Annotated in this window: 19 protein-coding genes and 1 pseudogene; 5 read left to right on the forward strand and 15 right to left on the reverse strand. The window is 38.3% G+C overall.

Features of this window, described 5'->3' with window-relative positions; genetic code table 11:
- Positions 1-3: 3 nt before the first annotated feature.
- On the reverse strand, positions 4-1,389 hold the full coding sequence (locus VB654_RS21120) for an AAA family ATPase (RefSeq protein ID WP_323215763.1): 1,386 nt from the start codon (positions 1,387-1,389) through the stop codon (positions 4-6).
- Positions 1,390-1,586: 197 nt separating this feature from the next.
- On the opposite strand from VB654_RS21120, the gene VB654_RS21125 reads away from it, so the two are divergent.
- Entirely contained in the window at positions 1,587-3,158 is a 1,572-nt protein-coding gene (locus tag VB654_RS21125; RefSeq protein WP_323215764.1) for a DNA methyltransferase, read from the forward strand.
- Here VB654_RS21125 and VB654_RS21130 read toward each other — a convergent pair.
- The 9 genes from VB654_RS21130 to VB654_RS21170 all read right to left on the reverse strand — a co-directional run bounded on the left by VB654_RS21130 (position 3,137) and on the right by VB654_RS21170 (position 9,803).
- Positions 3,137-3,403, reverse strand: coding sequence for a hypothetical protein (locus VB654_RS21130; RefSeq protein WP_323215765.1), 267 nt, complete (start codon positions 3,401-3,403; stop codon positions 3,137-3,139). The two genes, VB654_RS21125 and VB654_RS21130, sit on opposite strands and share 22 nt — an antisense overlap.
- Before the next feature lie 125 nt (positions 3,404-3,528).
- Positions 3,529-3,813 (reverse strand): type II toxin-antitoxin system mRNA interferase toxin, RelE/StbE family, encoded by a 285-nt coding sequence (locus tag VB654_RS21135; RefSeq protein ID WP_323215766.1) that lies wholly within the window; start codon positions 3,811-3,813, stop codon positions 3,529-3,531.
- Positions 3,810-4,031, reverse strand: a complete 222-nt coding sequence (locus VB654_RS21140) for a hypothetical protein (RefSeq protein ID WP_323215767.1) — start codon at positions 4,029-4,031, stop codon at positions 3,810-3,812. Before VB654_RS21140 ends, VB654_RS21135 begins: the two co-directional genes overlap by 4 nt.
- 66 nt (positions 4,032-4,097) lie before the next feature.
- The gene (locus VB654_RS21145) at positions 4,098-5,507 is read right to left on the reverse strand and encodes a ferredoxin:protochlorophyllide reductase (ATP-dependent) subunit N (protein ID WP_323215768.1); all 1,410 of its coding nucleotides are present in this window, start codon (positions 5,505-5,507) and stop codon (positions 4,098-4,100) included.
- 142 nt (positions 5,508-5,649) lie between these two features.
- Positions 5,650-6,396 (reverse strand): DUF5331 domain-containing protein, encoded by a 747-nt coding sequence (locus VB654_RS21150; protein ID WP_323215769.1) that lies wholly within the window; start codon positions 6,394-6,396, stop codon positions 5,650-5,652.
- A 30-nt stretch (positions 6,397-6,426) separates the two neighbouring features.
- A complete protein-coding gene (gene bchL / locus VB654_RS21155; protein WP_323215770.1) occupies positions 6,427-7,293 on the reverse strand; it encodes a ferredoxin:protochlorophyllide reductase (ATP-dependent) iron-sulfur ATP-binding protein in 867 nt (288 codons plus the stop codon).
- A gap of 537 nt (positions 7,294-7,830) precedes the next feature.
- A complete protein-coding gene (locus VB654_RS21160) occupies positions 7,831-8,076 on the reverse strand; it encodes a TIGR02450 family Trp-rich protein (RefSeq protein WP_323215771.1) in 246 nt (81 codons plus the stop codon).
- Positions 8,077-8,247: 171 nt separating this feature from the next.
- Positions 8,248-8,634 (reverse strand): hypothetical protein, encoded by a 387-nt coding sequence (locus VB654_RS21165; protein ID WP_323215772.1) that lies wholly within the window; start codon positions 8,632-8,634, stop codon positions 8,248-8,250.
- A gap of 32 nt (positions 8,635-8,666) precedes the next feature.
- Positions 8,667-9,803, reverse strand: coding sequence for a saccharopine dehydrogenase family protein (locus VB654_RS21170; protein WP_323215773.1), 1,137 nt, complete (start codon positions 9,801-9,803; stop codon positions 8,667-8,669).
- Between the two features lie 552 nt (positions 9,804-10,355).
- Here VB654_RS21170 and VB654_RS21175 point away from each other — a divergent pair.
- The 3 genes from VB654_RS21175 to VB654_RS21185 all read left to right on the forward strand — a co-directional run bounded on the left by VB654_RS21175 (position 10,356) and on the right by VB654_RS21185 (position 12,140).
- Positions 10,356-10,646, forward strand: coding sequence for a hypothetical protein (locus VB654_RS21175; RefSeq protein WP_323215774.1), 291 nt, complete (start codon positions 10,356-10,358; stop codon positions 10,644-10,646).
- A 279-nt stretch (positions 10,647-10,925) separates the two neighbouring features.
- The gene (locus VB654_RS21180) at positions 10,926-11,486 is read left to right on the forward strand and encodes a general stress protein (protein WP_323215775.1); all 561 of its coding nucleotides are present in this window, start codon (positions 10,926-10,928) and stop codon (positions 11,484-11,486) included.
- A gap of 30 nt (positions 11,487-11,516) precedes the next feature.
- Positions 11,517-12,140 carry a DUF4142 domain-containing protein gene (locus VB654_RS21185; RefSeq protein WP_323215776.1) on the forward strand — a complete coding sequence of 208 codons (624 nt, stop codon included), beginning with the start codon at positions 11,517-11,519 and terminating at the stop codon, positions 12,138-12,140.
- A gap of 41 nt (positions 12,141-12,181) precedes the next feature.
- On the opposite strand, the gene VB654_RS21190 is transcribed toward VB654_RS21185, so the two are convergent.
- From VB654_RS21190 to VB654_RS21205, 4 genes are all read right to left on the reverse strand, one after another.
- Positions 12,182-12,961: a photosystem II S4 domain protein gene (locus VB654_RS21190; protein WP_323215777.1), complete on the reverse strand. Its 780-nt coding sequence runs from the start codon at positions 12,959-12,961 to the stop codon at positions 12,182-12,184.
- A gap of 77 nt (positions 12,962-13,038) precedes the next feature.
- Positions 13,039-13,545: a hypothetical protein gene (locus VB654_RS21195; protein ID WP_323215778.1), complete on the reverse strand. Its 507-nt coding sequence runs from the start codon at positions 13,543-13,545 to the stop codon at positions 13,039-13,041.
- A 191-nt stretch (positions 13,546-13,736) separates the two neighbouring features.
- On the reverse strand, positions 13,737-14,114 hold the full coding sequence (locus tag VB654_RS21200; protein WP_323215779.1) for a hypothetical protein: 378 nt from the start codon (positions 14,112-14,114) through the stop codon (positions 13,737-13,739).
- Positions 14,115-14,326: 212 nt separating this feature from the next.
- Complete coding sequence (locus tag VB654_RS21205) at positions 14,327-15,778, reverse strand: MFS transporter (protein ID WP_323215780.1); 1,452 nt, start codon at positions 15,776-15,778, stop codon at positions 14,327-14,329.
- A gap of 60 nt (positions 15,779-15,838) precedes the next feature.
- Between VB654_RS21205 and VB654_RS21210 the strand changes: the two are divergent.
- Positions 15,839-16,458, forward strand: a pseudogene (locus VB654_RS21210) (phosphoribosyltransferase).
- 42 nt (positions 16,459-16,500) lie between these two features.
- On the opposite strand, the gene VB654_RS21215 reads toward VB654_RS21210, so the two are convergent.
- Positions 16,501-17,031, reverse strand: a 531-nt coding sequence (locus VB654_RS21215; protein ID WP_323215781.1) for a chromate transporter, incomplete at its 5' end; no start/stop codon positions are given.

Below are 17,031 nucleotides of genomic sequence, written 5' to 3' on the forward strand. Positions count from 1 at the left end.
TTTTTAAATCAGTCGGCTATGTAAATACTTGAGAAAAACTGGATCTAAAGTAAACATAACTTTATCTAATGCCTGTTTTTTAATCACGTAACGCTGGCATAATGATTGTAAGCCATTTATCAAATCTGTTGAGGAGAGTGATAAATTTTGCCTTAAATCCTCTCTAGATAACGGGTTTTCATATTTACTAATTTCCCAGACTATTTCCTGTTCGATAGGTGATAATCTGTTAAATAATTCACTCAAATAAAGATTAATATTTTTTGTAATTATTAGACTATTTTCTGCTAAAAATTCACTAATATTACCAGCAAATAAATTTATGATTAAACTAGCAACATCTTTTAAATAAATCGAATTACCTGTATATAGTTTTATTAATTTAAAAAAATCATCTTCTGAATCTGATTTTAAACCCATATTTTTGAGAATTTCAATATTATCTAACTCTGATAATTCTAAACATTTATCGAAAGATTCAATTTGCCATAATTCCTGGTTTAGACAATTAATTCCTGGAGGTTGTTCTTGACTAATTAAAATAATATTACTTTGATGTTCTAATTCTGTGATTAGCTGTAAAAATTCTTGATAATCCTGGTATTTATCTTGATATTTACCAGCAAATTCACCACCAGTAAACATAGTTTGTACATCATCAAAAATAATTAAACATTTTTTCTGGCGCAACAACTCAGAAAATTGGTATATTAGGGATTTTTCCGGCAATGTCGGTTTGATATTTTCTGAATATTCTGTAATAGTTTCATGCAAAAATTGATTGAAAGAAGATTGATATATTTTCAGATTTTTCCAGATAATTAACTCAAATCTTTGCAAATTGAGATCAACAAATCTTTTCACTAGCGTAGTTTTACCAATTCCTCTTAATCCTAAGATAGCTATTAGAGGAATGTTCTCTTTTAATGTCCAGTCATATAATAATTTTAGTTCTTGTTCTCTTCCCTGAAAATAAGTTATTTTAGGTGCTAAAGTTAAGTCATATTGAGATTTTTTAGAATTATCAACAGTATCTACATGATTATTTTGTTGAGAGGGTTTTTGATTTGATTGTTCATAATTAGGACACAAACTGATATTATTATTTTCAAAACTAATAATTCTATTAGAATTTGTAACTCTTTCTATAGTCCAACAAAAATTAGATTTATTAATATTTTCATCTAATCGTTCGGATAATATTTTAAATAACTTCCGACTTTCATCACCAATATAACCTTCATCATAATCATAAATTTCTGCTATTTGCTGATAAGTTTTACCTTTAAACACCTCTTCAATAATCTTTTTTTGCAAATCATCTAAATGCTTATCTGTTTCAGTAAATACCAATTTATCTACAATTTGTAAAATTTCTGTAACATTCATAAAACTTATACAATGCAGCACTTTCAGGCATTATAACTCAATTTGCTTCCAGATAATCAGGTTTTATCAGGTATTTTCTTAATGCTTCTTAATAAAATATCAGGGAATATCATTTATTTTCTGCTATGACAAAAAGCACTTTAAGTATAAAAGCGATTAAGCAGGGTTAAATCAAGCAAGGTTATTTGATAGAGATAATGGTTAATCAACTTTATTATGGCGATAATTTAGAAGTATTAAGACGTTACATTAAAGATGAGTCTGTTGACTTATGTTATATTGATCCACCTTTTAATTCTAAACGCAATTATAATCAAATATATAATAATATTGGTTCAGAGGACAAAGCCCAAGCTCAAGCATTTATCGATACTTGGGAATGGGATGATCACGCTATTCATGGACTAGATGAAATTATTACTAATTATCATGGTTTATTCACTCAGCAATGTATTGATTTAATTTCAGGATTAAGTAAGGTTTTAGGAAAAGGAAGTTTACTTGCTTATTTAGTGAGTATGACTTTAAGAATAACTGAGATTCATCGGGTTTTAAAACCTACGGGTAGTTTTTATTTACATTGTGATCCTACTGCTAGTCATTATTTAAAATTAATATTAGATGCTGTTTTTTGTTCTCAGGGAGGTGATTTTTTAAATGAAATTATCTGGTGTTATGGCGAACGTTGCCTTTCAAAAAGATATTTTAACAAAAAACACGATGTTATTTTTTTATATTGCAAGAGAGCAGATAAACATATCTTTAATTACGACTTAATAACGGATGAATATTCAGAAGTAACTAAGAAAAAATTCAAGTATGTTGACGAAAATGGTAGAAGATTTAGATTGCGTGGGCGTAATGTTCTGGAAGCAGGTAATTTAAGAAGAAAAACAGATATTCCTTTAGGATATGAATGTGAATATACTTATCGTCAATATTTAGATGAATCAGATGGTGTTTTAGCTAAAGATTGGATTGAAATTCCATTTATTAATCAAGCCGCAAAAGAACGTTTAGGTTATCCAACACAGAAACCAGAAGCACTATTAGAAAGAATAATTAAAGCCAGTTCTAACGAAGATGATGTAATATTAGATGCTTATTGTGGATGTGGTACAACCGTTGCTGTTTCCCAAAGATTAGACCGACAATGGATAGGAATTGATATTACTTATCAAAGTATTAGCTTAATTTTAAGAAGATTAGAAGAGAGCTTTGGTGCTGGTGTTCTAGAAACTATCAATCTGCATGGTATTCCTAAAGATATGGAAAGTGCAACAGCATTGGCGAATAAAGCAGATGATCGCACACGTAAAGAATTTGAAAAATGGGCAATTTTAACTTACACTAACAACAGAGCAGTTATTAACACTAAAAAAGGTGCAGATAAAGGCATAGACGGAATTGCTTACTTTCAGGGTGATAAAGATGAACCAGAAAAAATTATTTTTCAAGTAAAATCTGGGAAAGTCAAATCAGGAGACATCCGAGATTTACAAGGAACAATGACCCTACAAGATGCTAAAATAGGAATATTTATAACTTTAGAAACTCCCAGTAGAGAGATGCTAAAAACGGCAAAAGCTGCTGGATTTTATCAGAGTAAATACTATAGTACTCATAGTTTTGATAAGATTCAGATTGTCACAGTTAAGGATATTATTGAAAACCAACAAAGATTAAATATTCGTTTAAGTTATGAAGTTGTTAAAAGTGCTGAAAAACAAAAAGAAGTAAAAGTTACTCAAACAGAGTTAGATATTTGATTATTTGTATAATGCTCTGCAACGATATTTTTACGATTTTCTCGTAATGATAAATCAGGAGCAGCATCTTGTAAGAGGTTTTCTGGATGTTTTCCTCGTCTTTGAGCTAGGGTTTGACGAGGTTTTATAGTTTGCCAATGTTGATAAATTAGTTGTTTTAGCAGTTCTTCGGAGGTAATATTCTCTTGAGTAATAATTTCTGCTAGATAGATTTCTGTTTCTCGATCTAGGTTGATAGATATCATCTTTGTTTGTGTAATCAGTTGTATTATAATTCTAAAACATAGTTACCTGGAATTAAAGCGATCGCAACGACGAACTGCGCCTAATCATCATCCTGTTATGGTGTTAATCGATTCAAGCCCAAACTTTAATAAACCTCATCGTGGCTACCGATATCAACCAACACAATTATCTCCTCTTGTGTATCCTCAGCTTGTTTTAATGTATAGATAATTCGGCAGTCATAAGCCACTGAACAAGCCCATAAACCTTCTAACTGACCGCTCAATTTATGAGATTTCAACACAGGGTTAAATATATCAGACGCTAGTAATTCTAATATTTCAAATATTTTCCCTTCTAATTGGGGATTTTTACGAATAACTCGCTTAAAAGCTCTCTTAAAACTGGTATCCCAAACTAAAAGTTTCATTCATCTCCAGTTAAATCAGCCCATAAATCTCCTACCGTACCTTTTTTAGCTGTTCCTGCGTCAATTGCTGTTAATGTTTGCACCGCATGATTAGCTATTTCTGAGCGTCGTTTTTCAACTCTTCTTTTTTGAATTAGTTCTAGTAATAAATCTTGGTCTTCTTGAGAAAGAGCTTCAACGTATCCAATTATTTCTTGAAAAGATATAGTATTGCTCATAGAAAACCTCACTTATACCGGAATAACAGAGAGTGGGGTTAGCATCATTCACCCCACTCCATATTACTAAATCTTCGCTTCTTCTTTCACCAACTTATCCCAACCCATATCCTGTAAATTGTTATTCCGACGTAACGGACGAGTCACTAACTCCAGAATGTCACGAGTGTTAGTAAAACCGTGAATTTGAGCAAAGGTAAACTCCACAGACCACTTCGTATTAATCCCTCTAGCTTCCAAAGGATTAGCATGAGCCATACCAGTAATTACCAAATCTGGCTTTGATTCATAAATCCGTTGCAGTTGATTGTAATTATCCGGCTTTTCCACAATTCTGGGCAGAGGTACACCCATTTCATGACAAGTCTTTTCTAACAACGCCAACTCAGCAGCTTGATAGCGCTTATCCATGTAGGGAATGCCGATTTCTTGAACTGTCATCCCACAGCGTACCAAGAACCGCGCTTGGGAGATTTCCAGCAAGTTATCACCCATGAAAAATACAGACTTACCGCGAATCAGTTTGACGTAATCTTCCACGTTTTCCCAAATTTGAGCTTCGCGTTCATCCAAACCTTTGGGAGTAATACCAAATACAGAGCAAATCTTCTCCACCCAGGCGCGAGTTCCATCAGGGCCAATGGGGAAAGGTGCGCCAATTAGTTTACATTTGCGGCGACGCATTAAGGTAGTCGCAGTCCGACTGAGAAAGGGGTTGACACCAGCGACATAATACCCTTCTTCAATTACTGGCAATTCAGTGAAGCGCTTTGCAGGTAGCCAGCCGGAAACTCTAATTCCTTGCTTCTTCAGTTCTAAAGTTAACTGAGTTACAACAGGGTCAGGAAGAGAGCCGAAGAGAACTAAAGGCGGATGATCCACATACTCGGATTCCTCTTGGATCACTTCTTCTTTCTTTTTGCCGAAGTTTAGCAGCTTTTGAATGGCGTTGCGATCGCTCTTTTCCGTTTCTGTTTCCGCCGCAGGAGCCTGAGTAGGACAACGATGAGCCATTGCAGCCAAAACAGTGTCTTCCCCCTGTGTAAAGGCGTAATCTAGACCATTTGCACGGGCAACAACAATAGGTATGCCAATATCTGATTCTAACTTCGGTGCTAAACCTTCCAAATCAGTTTTAATAATTTCTGTGGTGCAAGTCCCAATCCAGACAATAACACTAGGGTTGCGATCGCGCTTAATTTGCAAACACAACCGCTTTAACTCTTCATAATCATTCAGCTGTGCCGAAATATCTCCCTCTTCCAACTCTGCCATTGCATAGCGAGGTTCAGCAAAAATCATTACCCCCATCGCATTTTGCAGGAAATACCCACAAGTCTTCGTACCAATTACCAAAAAGAAGCTATCTTCGATTTTTTGGTACAACCACGCCACGCAGCTAATTGGACAGAAGGTGTGGTAATTACCAGTTTCACACTCAAAGTTTAAAGCTTCTGGTTGTTGAGCGATAGTCATTTTAATTTTTCTCCCCTTGAGATTTAATGGCAGGTGAATATAGGGCAGATACGAGGGGGATGTCAATTTTCCCCCTAAATACCCTAGTGTGTGGCACATAAGACCAGTTAACAGTCCCTATATTCAACAGGAACGGCAATAATTAAGCGTTGGGGAAGAGACGGGCAATCTCTGATTCATCAAAAACTCCTGATGGCAGTTCTTCCCCTAATAAATCGTTATTTTCTTCACTACTTTGCAGTGCTGTTTCATCACCCCAAACATCTGACAATACGTCTTTAAAGGCGTTCTCGTCTGGTGTATTCAGATCCTCCAGCATTTGGTCATCCAGCTTTTCTTCTGAGGCAGTGGGTGCATCAAAAGAAATCTCGCCAAAATCATCTGCATCCATACTGAGTGTTTCTTTAAACTCATCACCCAGTTCATTTTCATTTAACTGGGACTCATCGACTACTAGATTTTGCAGGTCAGAATCCATCTCAAAGCCATTTGTATAAGACATGGCTAGAGTTCCTTCTTCAGTATTTTCCTCTACGCTCTCGACAGTATCGGCTGATTCGTATTGATTTATCTCTTCAGCTTCTTCTGTTTCGAATGGAGGAATGAAACGATTACCCAGAGCAATATCTGGGTCAAAATGCAAATCTAGCACTTCAATTAGAGTATCAGCGTCAGGATTTAGCCGAGAAAAGGGCATCATTAACTGTGCCAGTTTTGGTTCCAGCGCGTTGACAACGCCCAGGATGAGGTATGAAGGTGGTCTTTTTCCGCCATCAGGAGTATAAACTGACTCTGCTTTCATGTGCAGAGTAATCCATTCACGGTTTGCTTGAAAGAATTGTAACCACTTCTGTCTGATCGCATCTGTAAAGCTATTAAAGAAAGCCATATTTTTTCCTCATCCTGAATATTGATGTTGTTATACAATCATCAAGTCTAGTGCCTCTTCTGAATTAGGAACCTGGGGTTTACCCGGATTTAGATAAAAATCAGACAACAAAGAGAATAATTCACGGTCTGGAGTATCATTTGGCACTACGCCTTCTGGACGTGCCAGAATTTGGTCAGCGATGTTGAGGTAATAGTCGCAAACGTAGCTCAGAGAAGGATCATGTTCTGCCATTTCAAACAAAGTTTTACCCTTCACACGGGAAATACGGATGTCTTCTATTAAAGGCAAGACTTCCAAAACTGGCATAGGAACAGTTTCTATATATTTATCTATCAAATCCCGTTTGGAGGTGCGGTTGCCAATTAAACCAGCTAAACGTAGTGGGTGAGTTCTGGCTTTTTCCCGTACTGATGCGGCAATCCGATTGGCAGCAAACAAGGCATCAAAGCCATTGTCAGTAACAATCATGCAATAATCAGCATAGTTGAGTGGGGCTGCGAAACCACCACAAACAACGTCACCTAATACATCAAACAAAATCACATCGTACTCATCAAAAGCGTTGAGTTCTTTCAGTAATTTTACGGTTTCACCAACTACGTAGCCCCCACAGCCTGCACCTGCGGGTGGTCCACCTGCTTCTACACAATCTACACCGCCATAACCTTTGTAAATTACGTCTTCTGGCCAAACATCTTCGTAGTGATAGTCCTTTTCTTGGAGGGTGTCAATGATTGTGGGAATTAAAAAACCTGTGAGAGTAAAGGTACTGTCGTGTTTGGGGTCACAACCAATTTGCAGAACTTTCTTGCCGCGTTTGGCTAGGGCGACGGAGATATTACAGCTAGTTGTGGATTTACCAATACCACCTTTTCCGTAAACTGCTAGTTTCACTTTTGTTTGCCTCTTATAATTTTTTGTCAAACTCGTGGCTCAAGCTTTTGCCTTCACCTAGCCGCACATAGCGATGTCTGATCTGTGTGATTGCCATTATTGTCGAAATTACACAGAAAGGGAAGGGGGTTTAAATCTGAAAAACGCCTAAATTCGGTTTCTTAAGAATTTAAAAAGATTATGTTCGATTTTTTAACCCCAAAATACTCTACTTTCGTTTTAAGAAACGATAAATATAGTTTTTAATTACATTATTTAATAAAAGAGTTACAAAAGACAAAATAACTGTATGTACTTTTGTATATAGATTTCATTGATTTAGACCACCTTTAAGCAGACTGATCCCCGGTAAAATGGTCTGAGTTTGAAAGTTGAAGATCAAGATTCGCGATCCCAAGCTGAAAATCAGACTAAAAATTTCAATCGCAGGTATATTGGCAAACCCAAGTCATGGGAAATGACTATCTCAGTTAGACTTTTGATTCGTTGGTAATTTGTTTGTAATAAATTATTAATTTTAAAAAATTGCCTGATATTTCAAGGTTCTAGTGCTTCAATTTCCTGTAGAGATTGCCAACCAGCTTGCCACTGAGAGTTATCTTGTAACAATTTTGCATTTAACCAAAAGCGTACATTAGGGTCACAAGCTGCAACCATTTCGGCATACACCCACTTACTCTGATTTTTCCGATTGACTACTTGGAAGTGTCGCCAGCCATCTATTTTTTGCTGTGTTGTCCACTTAGAACCAACTAAGTGAGGAAATTTTTGTTTTTTAGGCATGGAACATAGTAAATGAGGCATGGGATATTAAAAATGGGCATTTTTTTGGCTTATTGCCCAATAAACTGGAAAATCGCAGGAAAATTTGATTCTCTCAATTACGAATTACGTTAGCGAAGCTCTCCCAAAGGGAGCATTACGAATTACGAATTACGAATTACGAATTACGAATTACGAATTAATCTCATCTGTCACTAAGTCACCGTTACGGGTATACTTCTGACAATATAATTTACCATCTTGCTCGATACACAGTGAGAACCAGCGAATATGGCTCCAACAAGTGTTGATATTATTGGTAATTTTGCGTTTTTTTCTGTATAAGCGTTGTTTGACAGCTTCATTAGGGCAAAGAATCTCTAAAGTACCTTTACCATCTGCGTCGTTGATGATGCGAAAGAGGCAATTTTGCAACATAGCACGACTACTGCTGTCGAAAAATCTCTTAAAGCGCTGTAACCTCTCCCCTTCAGTCATTTGGCTAATGCGCTTAGTTTGAAATACCTCTTCGTCATCAAAATCAAAATCATCGTCGTCAAAGTCATCAGAGTTAGTCATTTTCAGCATCCACAATGGGGAATGGGTTTTTTTTAGATTTGTTGTTGACCGACAAAGTTGCTTTGAATCCAATTGTGATTTATCTGAATTCCTCGGTTTTGCATAGCTTGGATAAATAAATCTGTTGGTAGTGCTTCTTCTACAGGCGAAACACCAGGTTTTTTAAGTTTGCCCTCTAATATGAGTTGGGCAATACTACCTGCACCACAGCCAGAAGCTACTGCTGTATTTTCATGTACTAATGTAGAACAATAAACGGCTGTTTCACCATTTTTTTTACCCGTAACTTCTGAACGTACCGCTACACCAATGCCGCTAAAATTGTTGGTGAAATCTGTCATCAAATGGCTGACACGCGACAAAAATTCAATCATGTAACGGCGCTGTATTAACCATTTAGGAAATATATGTGCAGCTATCCAAGTCAGGTGGTTATAAAAGTCGGGAATAGAGCCAAATTTGGTAATTACAGTTTTAACTGATGGGAAGGTGTGGGGCATTGTAAAGGTTTCTGGCATATCAAACCAGTAAACACCACTGCGGCGATATGGAGAAGGAAAATCAATGACTTCTCTTTGACTATAAGGCTGAATTTTTTGCCATTTCTTATCCACCCACGCTTCAAAAGGATATTGCAATCCTAAAAAAGTTGTCCGCATGACTGTAATTCCTGCACCACCAGAACCAGAAACTAAATAACTTAAATGTATTTTTTCTGGCTGATCAAATTGCTCGGCACACTGACGTACCATGCTGTTAGAGATTCCGGGAAAAATACCAGTATTGATGATTGCTGTGACACCAGCTGCAACAGCTTGTTCGTGATAATTTAGAGCTTTGCTAGTATAAGAACGATGATCACTGACATCTATATAGTTAACACCTTGTTCAATGCAAATTTTGAGAACATTGGCATCTCGGTAGTGAAAGGGACCAGCACAATGGATAACTAAATTGGAATTAGCGATCGCCTCTGTTAATTTATCGACTTCTGCCAAGTCCAAAACTAAAAATTCAACTTTCTTACCCAAAGGCAAGCCGAAGCTATGCCCTGTCTCTGGGGAACGTCCAGTAATGGTAATTTGTGCCTGTGTGTGGGTGGCTAAATCTGCGGCAACATGACTACCGATTCGCCCTCTACCACCAAGTATCAAAACGTGGTCTGTCATTACTCCATTATAAACAACACCAACTTTTATTTGAGCAGCTTTTTGTCTTATTTGCCATCGGTTACAAGTATGACTTACCCAAAAACACTGTAAAACTTAAGTTTTTGAGATGAATGTGCTGGGGAAAAAACAAATAAGGGCTAAGAGTCCTATATGATTTATATTGCGTAAATAAATCAGCGATTATATCTGATTGATAAAAGCAAATAGCCAAGGAGTTAAATACCAAGATTATTAGATAGTTCTGGTGTATTTATGTTCACAATTTACCGATAAATTACTGTGGATTATAGTAATTAGATAAAATAAAGTTCAATTATAAAAATGTTGTGTTTGTTATCACTTTCATCTTTAACATGATCTTATGCTTTAGACAGAAGTGTTAAAAGTTCAATAGAATTAATGTTGAAGAATAAAGGCAAAAATCAAGTTGAGTATTCCTATCTGAATAATAGTTAATTACAGTTGGGAATACGGCAAGATTTTGTGCAGTTTACCTCAAATTATTTGGCAATATCTACAGATTTGTTGCTGTAATCTCAGGAAATAACAATGAAAACAAACAAGAATACAAGTTTTTTCAAAATACTTACTAGCCTGGTGGGAGTAGCAAGTGTGAGTACTTTGATGAGTGTTCCGGCATTCGCATTAACCAATTTAACCAAGTATACTACTGACACCATACACTCTCAAGCAGTACCACCCACAAATGATACTGCTCCCGGAACACAGCCAAGTAAACCTGGTGAGTCAGAGCAACCCGGTCAGCCTGGTGAGTCAGAGCAACCCGATCAGCCTGGTGATTCAGAGCAACCCGGTCAGCCTGGTTCTGAACAAGATTAAAGCATTCAGAGCCGCAGTATGTATTTTTTTGAGTATATGCTGTGGCTCGTAAACAGGAATTGTTTACTTGACTTTAAGTTATAGAGCAAAGGGCTGAGTGTGAAGTATAAAACTCAATTTTTTCCAGGTTTTGAGTGTTTGGTAATAAATCCCAAATTTTAAAAATATAGACAATATCAATAAAGAATAGTTTTTTTAATATCTTCATTAATTGCATGAGCAATTATTACAAATTTCAAGAAGATGTGAATTTTGCTGCTAATTACGAATTAGGAAAACATGGTTAATAAAAATAATAAATATGCAGTAGGAGTATTTGTCAGACATCAAGAAGTAGAGCAAGCAATTAATGAATTGAAAGCGTCAGGCTTTCCGATGGCGCAAGTTTCTATTCTTGCTAAAGATGTAGAACCAGACGAACGCCTGGGTGAGACACGGATAAGCGATCGCCTTGGTGAGCAAAGTGTTAACGCCACAAGTCCAGTAGGTGAAACACTTACAGCCGCTACGTGGGGTAGTGCGCTAGTTGGTTTGAGTAGTTTAGCAATTCCCGGTTTAGGAACTTTGCTGGCAGCAGGATCTGTAGGTGTGGCTCTAATTGCTAGTATAGCGGGTGTTGCTGTGGGAGTAGTAGCAAATCAGAATTTAGTGCAAGCGCTGATTGATTTAGGAATACCCGAAAACCAAGCCAGAATTTATAGCGATCGCCTCCAGCAAAGTTATTATTTACTCATCCTCAATGGCACAGATGAAGAAATTCATAGTGCTGAAGCAATATTACACAATCACAGTATTAAGAATTTGGGCATTTATGATTCTTCTCAGGCTCACAATAAATAAAAATTAATGCTATATAGGAAAGTTACAAAAATGAATCTATTTCCTAGCAAATTGGCGAAAAAATTAACTTATCTGATTGGAATTTTGGGAGTTAGTACCGCAATACCTTTAACAGACAAAGCTATAGCAATTACTAACTATGCCTACACTAATCAAAGAGCGACACCTTATATATCTACAACATTGGGGGCTAATAACTCACAAGATAGCCTAAGTGAGATTGATAGAATATATATCCAAGAAGCCGCGCAAGCTGGAATGGCAGAAATTGAAATGGCAGAACTGGCACTAGAAAAGTCAGATAACGAAAATATCAAACAATATGCCCAACAAATGATTCAAGATCATACACCTTTGAATCAGGAATTAATGCAATTGGCTGAACAAAAAGGAATGACTTTACCAAGCAATATTGGCGCTAAATATCAAGCCTTAAAAGCGCAACTATCAGAACTTTCTGGAGAAAACTTTGACCAAGCATATATCAATGAAGCTGGAGTGAACGGACACATGGAAAATTTAATTATTCATACTCGTCAGTTACAGCTAGGTCAAGACCCAGACTTGCAAGCCTTTGCTATGAAAAATCTCCCCGTTGTAGAGGCACATTTGCAATTGGTTGATCTCTTGTTAATGTCGCCCACACAGCAATAAAATGTTGTATTGATCTGGGTTTTATATTTATTCAGCCAGCCCTACATATATCTTGTTAATTGAACTCGGTAACGTTCTTTTTTCGTAACAGCAATTTCTCCTACTTCTAAACGCCCTTTACCCCGAATAGCGATTAAGTCCCCTGATTTTACTTGAGAACTAGCTTGACTAACGTCTTTCCAATTGACGCGGACATCACCACCTTCAATGTAATTAACCATTTTACTGCGGGACATCCCAAAACCAGCCGAGGCGATCGCATCTAACCGTAAAGAAGCCTCGACTGTAGTTAATTCCTTCTTCTTGGGTTCCCGAACTTTTAACTCATTAATATCAATGCGCTGAGTTTTCACTGGCACAGATCGTACCTGTTGCAGACTCATTTCTAAAAATTCCGCCAACTCCGGGGCGACAATTGCTTGCGCTCCCCGTTCACCTAGAACAATAATATCTCCCGTCTTTTCCCGGACGATTCCTGTCCCCAGCATTGCGCCCAAAAAGTCGCGGTGAGTAGCAGTATCAAAGAGAAAATTACCAGCAAATTCCAGGGCTACGAGGTCAACTTGAGACTGTTCTAGGGGAAGTTCCGAACGCGCGATCGCCATTCTTTGGCGTTCTGCTTGGGGATAACCACCCCAGGCCACTAATTGCACATCTGTTAACCGACTGAAAACCCGGTTAATTTCTGCCAATTCTGGCGGAGACAAAAAATCAGTCAACACAACTTCCCAAGTCTTGATAGCTTGTTCAGCCTGATCAATGACACGAGCGACACTATCTCGATTTTCAACACCCTTTAAAAGTTCTTCTCTTGGCAACATTATCCAAATTTTAAATTTTGTTCGCGCAGCGTCTCCGCAGGAGATATTTTGAATTTTGAATTTTGAATTTTGAATTACTATGTGTTGGTTGTATCAGCATAACCCTGGATATTTTCTGGCTCAAATTTACGTAATATCCGAGTTGCTTGGCGACTAATAGCTTCAGAAACCTGAACCACAACTATGTATTTTCCCATATCTAAACGATTGCGGTAGGGCAAAGCATCACCACCGCCCAGGACTAAACCAACACCACCACCAACAAACACACTACCCATAGCACCACCAACAGCGCCCAGCAATCCCCCAACGATGTGATTCCCAATTTCCCCAGCCCAAGCAAAGGTATTTAAACCTGTAGCCAGGCTGAAAGCACAACCGGCAAAAAAGCCGAATGGTATCAGCCAATAAGACATCAGTTTTGCTTGCTTTTGAGCTTGTTCTTTGGGGTCTACCAAGCCAAACTCGTCAGCAGTTTTATAACCCCTACCCAGGATAGTACTTTTAATGCCCTCTGCTTCTAGAGCTAAGTAAGCGCCCTCAGCTTGGATACGGTCTGGTAATACGGCAACAACGTAATTCATTGATTAAATAATAATTGTTTGATAAAAGTTCTTATTTAATAGCCTATCAGTGCTAGTCAAATCAATCTTGTGTCTAATTTCAGAGATTTAGAAATCAACGGGGTAGAGGAGACAAGGGTAACTACCGTGGTACGGGAAATGTAGAATTATTGTTCGCATCTCCCTATTATCCCATTTTCTTGGAGCAGATATCACTTGAGTGAATCCATTGGCTCACAAAAATCCTTCACGCCTTGCTTGAGAATATATATTAGGACTGGGGTTGCCAAAGTCTGAGGAAATGATGGCATTGTTTTCAGCCGTTCCATGATGCTTATCAAAGAGTTATTCAGCAAATCTTCTCGATAATCTTGTTCACATATAACCGCACGCCATTTTCTGGCCATAGCGTCCAACCACTCGGAATTTGTCATACCTGGTTCTTGTCCCGCCCGAATAGCCAGACTCATGGCTGCATCTTCCAAATCTCCATCACAATCTTCAATCAAGTCCAGCGCTTCCATAGCACTGGAGTCATCAGCTAATTGAGAACGAAATAGGGCAATTTCCTGCGATGTAACTTTAGTCATAGAGTTTTTACAATCCAAATATTTTAATACTCAGCTATGGTAATCGAATTTTGTCAGATAGACTTGGTGACTGAAATACAGCCTTTGGCAAGGTGCGCCTATACACACGAAATCTGTAGCGTTCAGGGACAATAAAATATGCGTGATCACAGAACCGTTTTAGAGACATTCTATAGAACGTCTCTATATTCTTTGTCGGAGATGTCTAATCATTAAATTTCTATATTTTCCTGACGTGCTTTGAGTTTCATCATAATCTCTGCGTGCATCTCACGGGTAATTGGGTAAAAATACGTGAGAAATAAACCAAAAATTAAGAAAATTGTTGGTAATGGACCAACAGTAAAGCGGATAGCTAGTAGTGCGGAGTCGGGTTGTATGGGTAGCGTAGTTTGACCTGGGATGCTTGCTTGAAAACCGGCTGCTTGCAGAGCGTTTCCTACTAAAAATATTCCTAAAGCTAAACCTAATTTTTGCAGCAAAACCATAAAGCCATAAAAAATCCCTTCTCGGCGTTGTCCGGTTTGGAGTTCATCTAAATCAATGACATCTGGAATCAGTGACCAAGGAACCAGATAAGCTGTAGACACCCCAACACCAGCCATCACAGCCATGAGATACATCAAACCTATTTGACCAGGTTGTAAAAAAAACAGTCCTCCTGCGGCGATAATCCATAAACTCATTCCCAAAAAATAAACCACTTTTTTACCAATTTTCTTGCTTAAAGCACTCCAGACAAATAACATCAGCAAAGCTGTTCCTTGAACTGCAATCATCACTGAGGGAACATCTGAGTCATTCAGACGCATATAGTTGATAACAAAATAAGGAATAGTGGTGGCTGTTACCTGCACCCCTAGCCAAGAAAACAGATATATACCAATAACAAATAGATAAGGACGATTGCTAAAGACAATTTTTAGCTGTTCAAAGAAGGGGATAGATGCAGGTTGTTCAATTTGGTTGCGTTTGGCTTCAAAAGCTAAGACGCGATCGCGGACTCCAAAAATACACACATATAAGGACAAAACCGAAATTACAGCACAAATTGCGGCTAAAACGAGATATTGTTGTTCGCGATCGCTAATCTGAGAAAAAATAATTTGCGCTAAAATTAACGATAAAATACTGCCACTAATCGAAAAAGCGAAGCGAAAGCTATTCAGGCTAGTCCGTTCATCATAATCTTGAGTTAATTCTGGAGTCATTGCCGTATAAGGCAAACTGACAACGGTGTAAAACACCTGAGATAGTAACCCAATGGCTACGTAATACCAAAACAATGGCCAAATATTACCACTCTGGTCGGTACTAAAACGCGGTACAATCCACTGTAAGAAAAAGATAATGCCAAAGGGAATTGCCCCGTAAAACATCCAAGGCAAACGACGACCCCACTGACGAGATTTAGTTCTATCTGACAACACCCCAATAATTGGATCGTTGATGGCATCCCAAATTTTACCAATCATTAAAACGCTACCAGCCAAACCAGGCGGAATCCCAGCCACATTGGTAAAGAAAACTAGGAGAAAAAATATGGAAATATTGCCAGTAATTGCTGGGCCAAAATCCCCAGCCCCATAAGCTAGTTTGGTTTTTAAATCCAGCTTGGGGCTTTCTGGATTCATTCCGGCAGGCTCATCAACAGAATCGCTCATGCTCATACTAAAATAAAAAGCTTGTAGTTTAAATCAGTATTACTTAAAAGTACCTGCTTTATGCCAGACCTTTACGTTTCTTGGTCGGATTATCACCAAAAAATTGAACACCTGTCCGCTCAGATATACAGCACTTCCGGCAGCTATGAGGTACATCCCCAAAGCTGAAAGCTATGATAGGAGAGGGACAAGGAGAAAACTGTATTGCATAATAGCCGGAAGCGCTGTATCAATCAGGCTGGGAGTTCAACCAGATTGTCTGTCTTGCTAGAGGTGGATTGCGAGTGGGAGATATCATTTCCCGGATATATCAGCAGCCCTTGGCAATTTTAGCTACATCGTCTTACAGTGGTGTCGGTAAGCAAGAACGAGGCAATTTAACCTTGTCCCGTCACTTAACAATGACAACAGAAAAGTTAGGTTCCCACATTCTTCTAGTTGATGACTTGGTAGATTCTGGAATCACCCTTGAGCAAACTATACCTTGGTTAAGGCAAAATAGTAATTTCGCCGTGGCAGAAATTCGCACGGCTGTACTATGGTATAAAGCCTGTTCTAGCATCAAACCAGATTACTATGTCGATTATCTACCCGATAACCCCTGGATTCATCAACCCTTTGAACACTACGAAAACATGAACCCCGCAGAACTCATAGGTAAAGTAAGTCAACCTTGTTGATGGGAGTGTGGGAAGAGGGGGAATAGGGACGTTCGCGTTACGTTAAATAGTGCCGACGATTAAGCCAATAATTGCACCAGCAGGAACTAACTGCCATGTGGGACGTTTGAAGCGGATGAGAGCAACTAAAGCCAGAATGCTGATCATCGCGGCTAAGAGGGAATTTGCCAGAGTATCTTGGATGATAGCTGTTTGTGCTAGGGGAATGGCCGCAGCTGCGATCGCTCCCAAAACCGCAGGAGTAACGCCTTTCAAAAAGCTGCGAATCCAGGGGTTCTGACGAATGCGAACTAAAAGCGGTGCAGCCCTCATAATGAAGAGAAATGATGGGGTAAAAATGGCGATCGCAGCAGTTAAAGCCCCCATTGCACCAGCCACCTTATAACCAACAAAAGCAGCCGTAATCACCACAGGTCCAGGAGTAAATTCACCAATAGCAACACCATCAATAAATTCGCTCCGGGTTAACCAATGAAATTGATTTACTACTTCAAACTCTAACAAAGGGATGATTACTAGCCCACCTCCAAAGATAAAACTACCTACTTTCAAAAAAAATAACGTTAAGGTTAA

Origin of the sequence: Nodularia sp. UHCC 0506 (genome assembly GCF_034931045.1) — a bacterium.
GTDB lineage: Bacteria > Cyanobacteriota > Cyanobacteriia > Cyanobacteriales > Nostocaceae > Nodularia.

Coding starts and splice junctions, on each gene's coding strand:
- VB654_RS21150 (WP_323215769.1), bottom strand. CDS start 6,396: ATGGCTTTCTTTAATAGCTTTACAGATGCGATCAGACAGAAGTGGTTA.
- VB654_RS21145 (WP_323215768.1), bottom strand. CDS start 5,507: ATGACTATCGCTCAACAACCAGAAGCTTTAAACTTTGAGTGTGAAACT.
- VB654_RS21200 (WP_323215779.1), bottom strand. CDS start 14,114: ATGACTAAAGTTACATCGCAGGAAATTGCCCTATTTCGTTCTCAATTA.
- VB654_RS21140 (WP_323215767.1), bottom strand. CDS start 4,031: ATGAGCAATACTATATCTTTTCAAGAAATAATTGGATACGTTGAAGCT.
- VB654_RS21190 (WP_323215777.1), bottom strand. CDS start 12,961: ATGTTGCCAAGAGAAGAACTTTTAAAGGGTGTTGAAAATCGAGATAGT.
- VB654_RS21195 (WP_323215778.1), bottom strand. CDS start 13,545: ATGAATTACGTTGTTGCCGTATTACCAGACCGTATCCAAGCTGAGGGC.
- VB654_RS21185 (WP_323215776.1), top strand. CDS start 11,517: ATGAATCTATTTCCTAGCAAATTGGCGAAAAAATTAACTTATCTGATT.
- VB654_RS21175 (WP_323215774.1), top strand. CDS start 10,356: ATGAAAACAAACAAGAATACAAGTTTTTTCAAAATACTTACTAGCCTG.
- VB654_RS21120 (WP_323215763.1), bottom strand. CDS start 1,389: ATGAATGTTACAGAAATTTTACAAATTGTAGATAAATTGGTATTTACT.
- VB654_RS21125 (WP_323215764.1), top strand. CDS start 1,587: ATGGTTAATCAACTTTATTATGGCGATAATTTAGAAGTATTAAGACGT.
- VB654_RS21170 (WP_323215773.1), bottom strand. CDS start 9,803: ATGACAGACCACGTTTTGATACTTGGTGGTAGAGGGCGAATCGGTAGT.
- VB654_RS21135 (WP_323215766.1), bottom strand. CDS start 3,813: ATGAAACTTTTAGTTTGGGATACCAGTTTTAAGAGAGCTTTTAAGCGA.
- VB654_RS21165 (WP_323215772.1), bottom strand. CDS start 8,634: ATGACTAACTCTGATGACTTTGACGACGATGATTTTGATTTTGATGAC.
- VB654_RS21160 (WP_323215771.1), bottom strand. CDS start 8,076: ATGCCTAAAAAACAAAAATTTCCTCACTTAGTTGGTTCTAAGTGGACA.
- VB654_RS21205 (WP_323215780.1), bottom strand. CDS start 15,778: ATGAGCGATTCTGTTGATGAGCCTGCCGGAATGAATCCAGAAAGCCCC.
- VB654_RS21130 (WP_323215765.1), bottom strand. CDS start 3,403: ATGATATCTATCAACCTAGATCGAGAAACAGAAATCTATCTAGCAGAA.
- VB654_RS21180 (WP_323215775.1), top strand. CDS start 10,926: ATGGTTAATAAAAATAATAAATATGCAGTAGGAGTATTTGTCAGACAT.